Annotated in this window: 4 protein-coding genes; 3 read left to right on the top strand and 1 reads right to left on the bottom strand. The window is 38.0% G+C overall.

What is annotated here, in order from left to right:
* Window positions 1-3 precede the first annotated feature (3 nt).
* The 3 genes from uvrA (at window position 4) to AC0L6O_RS20685 (ending at window position 13,091) form a co-directional block, all read left to right on the top strand.
* The gene (gene uvrA, locus AC0L6O_RS20695; protein ID WP_473305073.1) at window positions 4-2,835 is read left to right on the top strand and encodes an excinuclease ABC subunit UvrA; all 2,832 of its coding nucleotides are present in this window, start codon (window positions 4-6) and stop codon (window positions 2,833-2,835) included.
* An 80-nt stretch (window positions 2,836-2,915) separates the two neighbouring features.
* A complete protein-coding gene (locus AC0L6O_RS20690; protein ID WP_473305072.1) occupies window positions 2,916-3,977 on the top strand; it encodes a hypothetical protein in 1,062 nt (353 codons plus the stop codon).
* Window positions 3,978-4,490: 513 nt separating this feature from the next.
* Entirely contained in the window at window positions 4,491-13,091 is an 8,601-nt protein-coding gene (locus AC0L6O_RS20685; RefSeq protein ID WP_473305071.1) for a beta strand repeat-containing protein, read from the top strand.
* Here AC0L6O_RS20685 and AC0L6O_RS20680 read toward each other — a convergent pair.
* The gene (locus AC0L6O_RS20680) at window positions 13,088-13,564 is read right to left on the bottom strand and encodes a hypothetical protein (RefSeq protein WP_473305070.1); all 477 of its coding nucleotides are present in this window, start codon (window positions 13,562-13,564) and stop codon (window positions 13,088-13,090) included. The two genes, AC0L6O_RS20685 and AC0L6O_RS20680, sit on opposite strands and share 4 nt — an antisense overlap.
* Between the last annotated feature and the right edge of the window lie 32 nt (window positions 13,565-13,596).

Genomic DNA, 13,596 nt, shown 5'->3' with positions numbered 1-13,596 from the left:
TTCGTGGCATTATCAGATATTGAACTAACAGGACATGAGCAAATAGAAGTCTATGGAGCTCGGGAGCATAATCTTAAAAATATAGATGTAACTATTCCAAGAAATAAGCTGGTTACCGTAACTGGTATTAGCGGTTCTGGGAAGTCTTCGTTGGCATTTGATACTATTTATGCCGAAGGTCAAAGACGTTACATGGAGAGCTTTTCGGCTTATGCCAGAAGTTTTATTGGGGATATGGAACGTCCTGATGTTGATAAAATCAATGGTCTTTCTCCTGTTATTAGCATTGAACAAAAAACTACATCTAAAAACCCACGCTCTACGGTGGGTACTACTACAGAAATATATGATTTTCTAAGATTGCTTTTTGCAAGAGCTGGTATAGCTTACAGTTATGTGACAGGTAAACCTATGATTAAGCAGTCGCAAGACCAAATTGTAGAAAAAATATTAGAGGAATATGCTGGTCAAAAACTGAGTCTTTTAGCTCCTGTAGTGAAAGGACGAAAAGGTCATTACAGAGAGCTTTTTGTTCAAATTAGAAAAATGGGCTACTCTAAAGTAAGGGTAGATGGCGAGGTGATGGATTTGACGCCAAAAATGCAGTTGGACAGGTACAAGATTCACGACGTGGAGATAGTGGTGGATAGGATTTTACCTAAAACCGAAGACCGATATAGAATTAGTCAATCTGTAGGAACTGCTCTAAAAGTAGGTAAAGGGGCTATGCTTTTGCTTAATGAGAAGGATGAGGTTCAATATCTTTCTCAAAACTTAATGGATCCTGAGTCCGGGATTAGTTATGAGAAGCCGTCGCCTAATTCATTTTCTTTTAACTCACCTTATGGCTCTTGCCCTACGTGTAATGGTATGGGAGAGGTTAATGAAATTACAGAGGAATCTATTATTCCTGATAGGTCACTAAGTATTAGTAGAGGTGGTATAGTGGCATTGGGAGAATACAGAGAGTTGTGGATTTTTAAGCAAATCTCGGTTATTCTTAAAAAGTATAAAGCAAATATTAGTACGCCCATTGAGAAGATTCCTGAGGAGGCAATGAATGTTATTCTTTACGGAAGTGATGAGCCGGTATTGGTCCCGTCAAAAAAGAATCCAGGTGATGATTGGAATACTTATTTTGAAGGAATTATCAATTTCTTAAAACGTCAGCAAGAGTCTGACAATGATAAAATAGGAGATTGGTTAAAAGACTTTATGTTAATTAAAACTTGTCCTGACTGTGAAGGGGCACGTTTGAAAATAGAATCAAGACATTTTAAAATTAGCGATAAAAATATTTCAGAATTGGCTGAAATGGATGTCTCTGACTTGGCTGCTTGGTTTGAACACATTGAAGATAAACTTACCAATAAGCAGAATCAAATAGCGGTAGAAATACTAAAAGAGATTAGAAAGCGAATAGGGTTCTTAAATGGTATTGGGCTTGATTATTTGACTTTAAATAGGCCAATTAGGTCGCTTTCTGGTGGCGAAGCTCAGCGAATTAGATTAGCTACGCAAATAGGAACACAGCTAGTAGGAGTGCTATATATCATGGATGAGCCTAGTATTGGTTTGCATCAGCGTGATAATGTGAAACTAATCAAAGCCTTGAAAGATTTAAGAGATTTGGGTAACACCGTACTCATAGTGGAGCATGATAAAGACATGATGCTAGAGTCGGATTATATCATAGATGTAGGCCCAGGAGCAGGAAGGCATGGAGGAAGAATAGTAGGTCAAGGTACGCCCGAAGAGTTTCTGAAGAATGGTAGTAAAACGGCAGAGTTTTTAAGTGGCAGAATAAATATTGAAGTACCTAAAGAAAGAAGAAAGGGAAGTGGTGAAAGTTTAGTACTCAAAGGAGCTGAAGGCAATAATTTGCAAAATGTGGACCTTAAAATTCCTTTGGGTAAGATGGTTTGCGTAACGGGTGTGAGTGGTAGTGGAAAGTCGTCACTTATTCATGATACCTTATTCCCGATATTGAATAAGCATTTTTATAGAGCGAAAAGAGAGCCTTTAGAACATAAAAAAGTAACGGGTTTAGAACATTTAGATAAGGTTATAGAGGTAGACCAGTCGCCTATTGGAAGAACTCCAAGAAGTAATCCTGCGACCTATACTGGTATGTTTACAGATATCCGTTCGCTTTTTGCAGATTTACCTGAGTCTAAGATTAGAGGTTATAAGCCGGGTCGTTTTTCTTTCAATGTAAAAGGTGGAAGATGCGAAACCTGCCAAGGTGGCGGTATGAAGAAGATAGAAATGGACTTCTTACCTGATGTGCATGTGGAGTGTGAAACTTGCAAAGGCAAAAGGTTTAACAGAGAAACGTTAGAGGTACGTTTTAAAGGAAAATCAATATCTGATGTGCTTGATATGACGGTAGAAGAAGCTTTGATTTTCTTTGAAAAGCAACCACGTATAAATAGAAGAGTGCAAACACTTTTTGACGTTGGTTTAGGCTACATAACCCTTGGTCAACATGCTACTACATTATCAGGAGGAGAGGCTCAGCGAGTAAAACTTTCTGAAGAGTTGTCAAAGAGAGATACAGGAAAAACCATATACATTCTGGATGAGCCTACCACAGGTTTACATTTTCAGGATATTCAGAAGCTTTTAGATGTACTTCAAAAGCTTGCTGACAAAGGAAACACGGTCTTAATTATTGAGCACAATATGGATGTTATCAAAGTAGCAGATCATGTTATTGATATGGGCCCAGAAGGTGGTATTAGAGGGGGCTATATTATGGCAGAAGGCACGCCTGAAAAAGTGGCTAAAATAAAAGGAAGTCATACTGGATTTTATTTAGCTAAGGAGCTTTAGATAAGAATGATATAGTTAGTTTTGTTGATTTAATATACTTGATTCCTTATTTTTGAGTACTATTAAATCTTTATAACTAAATGAAATTAGAAAGATTCTCTTTGCTTTATTGTCTTCTTTTATTCTGCTTGTTTTCATGTACTGAAAAAGAAGAGGTTTCCACGGTCTTAAAAGCTGATTTTATCCTTAGTGAAACTAATGGAAAGTTGGTGGTGCTGAATAATGGTTCCGTTGGTTATAATTATAGGCTAAATATTGATGGTGAAAGAGCTAAAGCTGGTAGGTTAACTGATACCCTGGGAGTTTTTCAGTATGGAGGGAATGGGTCTCATTATATAAGTGTTTGTGTATATAATAATAATGGTGATAAGTATGAGCACCATTGTAAAGATGCCAATTTTAGTATTGAAAGTTTGACACCAATAATTGATTGGGATGTGTCATACTTGGGTGACGGTAAGGTTCAAATAGTAGATGACTCAAAGTACATCAATAATACTTTTTACTTAGGAAACCTGTGTGGGTATTTATTGAGAATAGGAAAGTCTGGTATCCTGCATTTTGACAGAAATGGGAGTTATACAATTAGTTTAGGTGATGGTGATGCTAGGACCATTGAGATTACAGATTTACCAGAAGCAGAACCTCTTCAAACTTTTACTGGAGATTTTTTTGGCGAGACCAATCCTCAATTTAAAAACTTAACAAATCAGTTTTATTGCTCTTATGGTTTACTAGCTATTGCTTATAGTCCAGTAGTAACTTTTGAAAGTCAGGATTTTAGAATCTTGCTTAGGAATAATCAGAGTTTTTATCCGACCCAGTCTGCTTACCCCGATTTATTACGGATAAATGATAAGTATGAGTATTTTAAAAAGGTGTTTAAACTTGGCCCAATAAGTAAGGATGACTGGACTCCGCTAGCTTATAATATTAGCCTTGGTCTTAATTCTTATGTGAATATATTGAACACGGAAGGTAGCTCCATGGAGATAGTGGAAGTAGAAGAAGTAGCAAATGATAAGAAGATGATTCCTGAGATGGGTGATAAGGCCTTTTGGGTAACATTTAAAATTTATGCTGACTTGCCAGATAAGGGTATAATTGATGGCTACTTCAAAACTAAATATTTGGTTTACTAGTCTATTTCTTTTGTTTGGGAGGTTTACTTTCATTGCAAAGTTTCTTATTGTGCTTTTTTACAGAATTTTATTGAGTGGTACTTCTCTGTTTCATTCCTCTCAGTCTAATAGGTTTATTTTCTTGTAACTTGTTACGTATAAGAGTGATAGTTGTGGGTTGTAGAGCTTTTTGGAGTAAAGGTGTTACGTGAGGAAAGCACTTAGAACTGAATTTTATGGTTTGATAATGAAACTTATTTTAGGTTTAAGTCATAAATAGTTTGTAGCTTTATCAGTAGCATTTTAGCTTAAAACAGCTATCGAAAACATCTATTTAGCCTCTTAAAACCGCGAAATGAAAAGAACTACTACCGTTTTACTGGTATTGTTGTATTTTGTCAATTTTTCTTTATCTGCTAGAAGCTCAACAAGTTGTACTAATTAAATCAATTATGAATTAACTCCTCTTTATCATTGTATTAGCCTATAATTCTAATTTAAAGGATATGATATTTAACTTTTTAGCCCGAAAATATGCTTAGAACTTTACCCTCACTTTTTATTCTGCTTATTATTTTAAGTAATGGTGCTTTTAGTCAAAAAATAGGCTTGGCCGAGTCGGTCGAGCATATTGGTCGTGATATTACTTTCACTATAAATGTTGAAGCATTCCCTGATAACCCTACAACGACGGTGGGTGATACATTACGTTATGTTCAAGCGATCAAAGACTTGGATGCAGTATTTGGAGCAGGGAATTACACTATTTCCAGTCCGCCTTCCGTTGCTGGTAATCTTTGTGCCAATCCGAGTTTTGACGGAAGTAGTAATACTGATTTATTGTTAAATTCTTCGGGTTGTTTTTTGGCTATTGGTTCTACGGCTGAAATATCTTTTGGTGTTAGTATCTCATCAGTGGTCGATTTAGGAAGTGGTCTTGGTATGTACTCGAGCCAGACTTCTGGAGTGGGAAGATTATTATCTTACACTTCCAGCGTGGATGACCTGTCTGATTGGGGAACAGACCCTGACCCTAATGAGAACGATGATCCTTCTGACTCGGGAGAGAATGACCCCACTTTAATTGATATTACTCAAAATCCAATTATTGGCCTTGCTAAGTCGTCATCTTTAAATGGGAATGAGGTTACATTCAGTTTTTATTTAGAAAACTTTGGTAACAGAGACCTAGAAGAAATTAAAATTACGGATGACCTTGACGCCGCTTTTGGTGTTGGGAATTATTCAGTTATTTCTGCCCCTTCTTTTTTTGATAACCCAGGAACCCTAACACTGAATGCTGGATTTGACGGAAGTGCCGATAATTCACTAATTTCAGGTGGTACACTTGTTACTACAGAAACGGCAGGAATTCAAATAATAGTGGAAGTTACAAATGTGTCTGACCAAGGGAATGGTTTAGGTATCTATGAGAATCAGGCTAAAGTAACTGCCCAAAGTTCTACTAGAAAAAAAGTCGAAGACCTGTCAGATGATGGTACAGACCCAGACCCTAATGGAGACGGAAATCCTAGGGAGGAAGGAGAAAACGAGCCTACACTGATTACCATAGGTCAAGAGCCTGTGGTGGGTGTGGCTAAAAGTGCAACTGTAGGTGGAGACTCGGTTGTTTTTGATATTTATCTTGAAAATCTTGGAAACACAGAACTTTCAAACCTTTCATTAACAGAAAACTTTAAATCTGTTTTTGGATTAGGAAACTTTAATATTCGTTCTACTAATATTCTAGATGCCACTTCCACTCTTGTCCTCAATCCATCTTTTAATGAAAGTACGAATTTTGAAGTACTTGGAACCAGTACTTTAGGGATAGGAGAGGTGGACACAATTCGGATAGTTGTAGAAAATATAATTATAAGTGATCAGGGCTTAGGGCTTGGTAATTATGAAAATCAGGTGTATGTTTCTGGAAGTTCGCCTGGCGGGTCTACTACTAATGATTATTCTGATGATGGAACTGATGCTGACCCGAACGGGAATGGAAATCCCAAAGATGCTGGAGAAGATGACAAAACTTCGTTTTCTATTACCTCAAATCCCAAAATTGGAATTGCTTTAGAATACCGTTTGGTAGGTTTTTCTGGAACTTTTCCGAATGTGGAATTGATTTATCACCTAGAAAACTTAGGTAATGAACCTTTGAGCAACATTACTATTTCTCAGGATTTGAACGCTGTTTATGGAGCTGGTAACTATATTCATATACAAGATCCAACAATTGTAAGTGGTAGTTCTGGTTTAAGTTTTAATGGGGCTTTTAATGGTAGCTCAAACACTGCCTTACTAAATGTTGGAAGCACTTTAGCGGCAGGAGAAAGTGTTTCTTTTAAAATTAGTCATTTAATTACGAATATAACGGACCAGGGCTCTGGTTTGGGAATTTATTCAGATCAAGTAACCGTAAATGCAACTTCTCCCAATTCCACTTCAGTAAATGACCTTTCAGACGAGGGAACAATACCTGATTCAAATGATAATGGGGAGGCAAATGAAACAGGCGAGAATGATGCTACCAATATTGATGTAACATCTATTCCTTCTTTAGGGATTGCTTTAGATGCAAGTGTTTCTGGTAATGTGGTTACACTTGATGTATTTCTAGAAAACTTGGGAGATTTGAACTTTTCAGAATTGTCGGTTTTGGCTAATCTCGAAAATGTGTTTGGTTCTGGGAATTATTCTATTTCTACCCCATCATTTATAGACGATCCTGGCACTATATCCTTAAACTCTTCCTATGATGGTAGTGGGGAAGAACAAGATTTATTTACAATTGCCAGTAGTTCTTTAGGAGCAGGTGATACCGGACAAATACGCATTATAGCTACGGTTGATACTCTTGAAAATGTTGGTGGCCTAGGTCTTGGTAATTATCAGGCTCAATTTACCGTTTCAGGTAAGCATACTTACGGTGGTAGCAATGAAGATTTATCTGACTCGGGAACAGATCCAGACCCAAATGGAAATGATGATGCGACGGAGAGTGGAGAAAATGATGTTACTACATTCAGTATAAGTGCTCAAGCGGTGGGTATAGCACAGGAGACTTCTGTTGCTGGAGATATAGTTACCATTGATTTATATTTAGAAAATTTTGCAAGTGAAACGCTGAGTAGTATTTCGTTACTACAAGGTTTGGATGCTGTTTTTGGTGAATCTAATTACAGTATTACTGCTGCTCCAAGTTTCATTGTTGACCCTGGAACTTTGGTACTGAATGGAGCCTTTGATGGTTCTTCGGAAACAGATCTTCTATCTTCTAATTCAACTCTTGGGGTTGGGGTTACGGCTCAAATAAGATTGTCTGTTCAAGTACTTAATGAAAGCGATCAAGGAAGTGGATTTGGGGTTTATTCCAGCCAAGCTTCTGTTTATGCCACTAACTCCGCTGGAGTTGTCATTTCTGACTTATCTGATGATGGTACTGACTCCGATCCAAATGGCAACTCCGATCCCTCTGAGGCTGGTGAAGAAGATGCTTCTTCTGTGATTATTGTGGGAAACCCTTCCATAGGTATTGCGAAACATGCAGTTGTGGAAGGAACGAAGGTTTCGATGTATTTTACCATAGAAAATCTGGGTAATTCCACTTTAAAAAACGTGCTTGTTAGGGACGCCTTAAACCCTGTATTTGGAAGTGGTAATTATTCCATAGCTTCTCAACCATCCTTGGTCTCAGGTCCTGCAACTTTAACCTTATTTTCTTCATATTTTGGATTTAGCGTTTTTGATGTTATTGTGGGGAGCGGATATATCCGCCCAGGAGAAAAGGTAGTGATAAAGACGGAGGTAAACGTAACTAATGTCAGCGATGTAGGCAATGGGTCTGGCGTTTATCATAATGGAGTAACCATAACTTCACAAGATCCTGCTGGAAACTCAATAGGAGATGACTCTGATGCTGGCTATGAAACTGATAGCACAGGGAATGGCAGTGCTGGAGATGCAGGAGAAAATGATGTAACGGTAATCAAAATTGGTGATGAGGCCAACATTGGAATTGCCTTAGATGCCGATGTAACTGGAACTGAAGTTACATTTGACTATTATCTTGAAAACTTTGGAGGGTCTACTTTAAATGATTTTGATTTAAAAAATGATTTAAATGAGGTTTTCGGTGCAGGTAATTATTCTATCGTTTCCGCTCCTGCTTTTGTGCAAGACCCTGGAACTATTACTTTAAATGGAAGTTTTGATGGAAGTGCTAGTACCAACATAATTTCTTCAGGTTCGAGTCTTGCAGCTTTAGGAACGGCTCAAATTAGGCTTAAGGCAAATGTGAACACTCTAATAGATAAGGGGAATGGTAATGGCAAGTATTCAAATCAGGTTTCGGTCTCTGCTACCGCACCTCTGGGCTCATACACTTACGATCTTTCTGACTCAGGTATAGAACCAGATTCCACGTTAAATGATTTTCCGGCTGATGAGGGGGAAGCCGACCCAACAGTTTTTACAGTCAATTTTTCGTCAATTGGCCTAGCTCAGGAGGCAAGTGTTGATTGCGAGGCTATTGTTACTTTAAATTATTATGTCAAAAACCTAGGAACGAGTCAATTAGACTCTGTTGGTTTAGAGCAAAATTTAGATGACATTTTTGGAAGTGGACAATACCAAATAGTAGAAACACCAACATTTCAGACAGAAGAGCGAGGTTTGGTATTAAATGAAGGGTATAATGGTTCCAGCGATGTTCAAATATTATCACCTACTTCAACTATTACGGCTGTTGGAGCTGGTTCTGAAATAGTTTCCATAAAAGTTAAAGTTTTAAGTCCAACTTTAACTACTTATAAAAGTGGAGCAAGGCTCACAGCTACGGACGATGCTGATGGGCAACTTTTAGACTTTTCAGATGCTGGTACAAATCCAGATGCTAATGGAAATTCACTTGCCAATGAAGTGGCTGAGAATGATAGTACAATAATCAATATTTATGCTCCACTGGTAGCAACAGTAAGTTCAAAAACTAATGTTTCATGTAATGCAGGCTCAGATGGAGCTGTGGATTTGACTGTAACAGGAGGAAATGCAAACAGTTACTCCTATAGCTGGAGTAATGATTCTACCAGTCAAGACTTAAGCGGCTTGGTGGCTGGAACGTATTCTGTTACCGTAACGGATGCTAATTCGTGTACAGCTACGGCATCGGTGACTATTACTGAGCCAGCTGTTTTAGTGGCTTCTATTACAGGAACTACAAATGTAAGCTGTAATGGAATAGCAGACGGTACGATAAACCTTAGCGTGATAGGTGGAACGATACTGTCAGGTGGAACAACAACATATAACTATAGTTGGAGCAATTCCGCCACTACGGAAGACTTAGGCGGTTTGATAGCTGGCACCTATTCAGTTACCGTAACAGATGCTAATTCTTGTACTGCTACGGCATCGGTTAGTATTACGGAACCAGCTGTATTGGTAGCTTCATTATCTAGTCAGACAAACGTTTCATGTAATGGAGGAAGCAATGGAGCAATTGATTTAAATGTAACAGGAGGTACTACAACTTATAATTATAGTTGGAGCAATTCCGCTACTACGGAAGACTTAGGCGGTTTGATAGCTGGCACCTATTCAGTTACCGTAACAGATGCTAATTCTTGTACTGCTACGGCATCGGTTAGTATTACGGAACCAGCTATATTGGTAGCTTCATTATCTAGTCAGACAAACGTTTCATGTAATGGAGGAAGCAATGGAGCAATTGATTTAAATGTAACAGGAGGTACTACAACTTATAATTATAGTTGGAGCAATTCCGCTACTACGGAAGACTTAGGCGGTTTGATTGCTGGCACCTATTCAGTTACCGTAACAGATGCTAATTCTTGTACTGCTACGGCATCGGTTAGTATTACTGAGCCAGCTGTATTGGTAGCTTCATTATCTAGTCAGACAAACGTTTCATGTAATGGAGGAAGCAATGGAGCAATTGATTTAAATGTAACTGGAGGTACTACAACTTATAATTATAGTTGGAGCAATTCCGCCACTACGGAAGACTTAGTCGGTTTGATAGCTGGCACCTATTCAGTTACCGTAACAGATGCTAATTCTTGTACTGCTACGGCATCGGTTAGTATTACGGAACCAGCTATATTGGTAGCTTCATTATCTAGTCAGACAAACGTTTCATGTAATGGAGGAAGCAATGGAGCAATTGATTTAAATGTAACAGGAGGTACTACAACTTATAATTATAGTTGGAGCAATTCCGCTACTACGGAAGACTTAGGCGGTTTGATTGCTGGCACATATTCTGTTACCATAACAGATGCTAATTCGTGTACAGCTACGGCATCGGTGACTATTACTGAGCCAGCTGTTTTAGTGGCTTCTATTACAGGAACTACAAATGTAAGCTGTAATGGAATAGCAGACGGTACGATAAACCTTAGCGTGATAGGTGGAACGATACTGTCAGGTGGAACAACAACATATAATTATAGTTGGAGCAATTCCGCCACTACGGAAGACTTAGGCGGTTTGATTGCTGGCACATATTCTGTTACCATAACAGATGCTAATTCGTGTACAGCTACGGCATCGGTGACTATTACTGAGCCAGCTGTTTTAGTGGCTTCTATTACAGGAACTACAAATGTAAGCTGTAATGGAATAGCAGACGGTACGATAAACCTTAGCGTGATAGGTGGAACGATACTGTCAGGTGGAACAACAACATATAATTATAATTGGAGCAATTCCGCCACTACGGAAGACTTAGGCGGTTTGATTGCTGGCACCTATTCAGTTACCGTAACAGATGCTAATTCTTGTACAGCTACGGCATCGGTGACTATTACTGAGCCAGCTGTATTGGTAGCTTCATTATCTAGTCAGATAAACGTTTCATGTAATGGAGGAAGCAATGGAGCAATTGATTTAAATGTAACTGGAGGTACTACAACTTATAATTATAGTTGGAGCAATTCCGCTACTACGGAAGACTTAGGCGGTTTGATTGCTGGCACCTATTCAGTTACGGTAACAGATGCTAATTCGTGTACTGCTACGGCATCCGTTAGTATTACTGAGCCAGCTGTATTGGTAGCTTCATTATCTAGTCAGACAAACGTTTCATGTAATGGAGGAAGCAATGGAGCAATTGATTTAAATGTAACTGGAGGAACAACAACATATAATTATAGTTGGAGCAATTCCGCTACTACGGAAGACTTAGGCGGTTTGATAGCTGGCACCTATTCAGTTACCGTAACAGATGCTAATTCTTGTACTGCTACGGCATCCGTTAGTATTACTGAGCCAGCTGTATTGGTAGTTTCATTATCTAGTCAGACAAACGTTTCATGTAATGGAGGAAGCAATGGAGCAATTGATTTAAATGTAACTGGAGGTACAACAACTTATAATTATAGTTGGAGCAATTCCGCTACTACGGAAGACTTAGGCGGTTTGATAGCTGGCACCTATTCAGTTACCGTAACAGATGCTAATTCTTGTACTGCTACGGCATCCGTTAGTATTACTGAGCCAGCTGTATTGGTAGTTTCATTATCTAGTCAGACAAACGTTTCATGTAATGGAGGAAGCAATGGAGCAATTGATTTAAATGTAATTGGAGGTACAACAACTTATAATTATAGTTGGAGCAATTCCGCTACTACGGAAGACTTAGGCGGTTTGATAGCTGGCACCTATTCAGTTACCGTAACAGATGCTAATTCTTGTACTGCTACGGCATCCGTTAGTATTACTGAGCCGCCGTTACCAATACTTTCTGTATTAAGTTCTTCTAATCCTATGGGGTGTTCAGTTCAAGATGGTTCTATAGTTTTCATTACCTCAAATGTGTCGAATGGTTCATACTCATTAAATTATAATTACCAAGGTGAAGCAGCTTCTGCTGAAATAGATTTACTTTCTAACGGTTTTAGCTTAATCAATCTACCATCAGGAACTTACCATTCTTTCTCTTTAAATTTCGGGTCTTGTCCAGTTCCTTTGGTACAAACAATTGACCTTATAGGTCCCGTTTTTCAAACCACAGCAAGTAATACTGGACCCTATGAAAAAGGAGAGAAAGTTCAACTTATGATTGCTAGTGGAATAGAGTTTAGTTGGACTGGACCCAATGGTTTTTATAGCAATATTCAGTCGCCAAGTATAGATCTGGCTAAGGAAGAAAATGCGGGCCATTATGAGGCCATAGTTAAAGGAGCAAATAACTGTATTGATACGGTAAGTACGGATGTGGTGGTAAATTGTTTACCTGCTAGTATATCATACTACATCACTTATGCGGGGCCGGGTCAAGATCCAGAAGTTATTTCAGAGTTAACTGAAAAGCTTAAAGTTCAGATAAACCCAAATCGTCCTGTTACTGTCTTAGCTTATCCAAACTGTTCTGTGAATAATATTGAAAGTATGAAGCTAAGTCTTAGTGGAACTAGTGAAATTCAATATCATGAAGATAATGAAGAAATCTATGCCCTGCACGATGGCCCCGGTTACATAGGGGCAGATTACCTTTCCAAAAATTTATACACATTTATTGGAACTGCTTATGATCAAGATGATGTCATGGGAAATGAGATTATCGGACCTGACGTTACTCAGTTTTATATGGTTTCAGGCTCAAGAACCATTTCTGAACCCACTTTGTCAAAAGAGGTATTCTGTAATGGTGAGAGTTTTACTATAAATGTCGACAGCGTTGGTGAATTTGTCTCTGGTAACCTTTTTAAAGTGTATTTATCGGATAAGGATGGCAGCTTTTTGAAGCAGAGACAAATTGGTTTTTCGAATGACCCAAGCCAGATTGATTGTAAGCTTCCATTTGACCTATTATCTGGTGAAGGATATAAAATAAAAGTAAGCTCATCAGATCCTGTTGTCACCTCAATAGTTTCTAGTGCAAGCTTAAACATAATAGGGAAACACTTAACACTGGATTCTTCACAAGATGATGTTTTAGGATCAAACACTACCAGTTACGCAGTGGAAAGTATTAAAGCCTCAAACGATATTAAGAATAATGGAAATGTTGAGTTTAATGCTGGTAAGAATATTCAGTTGGAACCAGGTTTTGAGGTAGAGTCTGGGTCAGTGTTTAAAGCAGAACTTAAATCATTATGTCCAAATTAAATAACGTTTAATTCTATGTTTCCTTTAAGCTCTTTATCACTTTTTTTATCCCAAAGTTTGAATAGAAAACGATATGTTTCACCTTTTTGCATTGGTTTGCCAACTTTAATATTAAATTTTAGTTTTTCCGCATCCGGAGCACTAACACCGGTTAAATCATATTTTTTAAAATAGTCCTCAATAAAGTATATGACATTATCATCTTTATCAATTAGGGAGTTTTCGCCACCAATAAACACTTTGCCGTCTTTGTCTTTTTTGAAATCGTCAATACCCAGAATTTCTACGGTGAGTTCACTACCAAAAGGGATATCCTTGCCCACTTTTATAGATTGGTTGGTATATACTTTAATTGCTGAAGGATTAAGTCCCGAAGGAGTAACAAATAGGCCGAGCGATTCATTAGCGATATTTGAATTACAAGAAACTAAAACAAAAGCGGTAAATATTAGAGTCGATAATTTTGAAAACATTCTGATAAATAATTAATAATTTTTAAAAAACA

The sequence above is a fragment of the Arcticibacterium sp. GJ41-1 genome (assembly GCF_055808875.1).
This window is presented reverse-complemented; position numbering and strand designations above follow the sequence as displayed.

What these genes read in the sequence shown, in the direction of transcription:
- AC0L6O_RS20685 (WP_473305071.1), top strand. Translation starts at nt 4,491, where the DNA reads ATGCTTAGAACTTTACCCTCACTTTTTATTCTGCTTATTATTTTAAGT.
- AC0L6O_RS20690 (WP_473305072.1), top strand. Translation starts at nt 2,916, where the DNA reads ATGAAATTAGAAAGATTCTCTTTGCTTTATTGTCTTCTTTTATTCTGC.
- AC0L6O_RS20680 (WP_473305070.1), bottom strand. Translation starts at nt 13,564, where the DNA reads ATGTTTTCAAAATTATCGACTCTAATATTTACCGCTTTTGTTTTAGTT.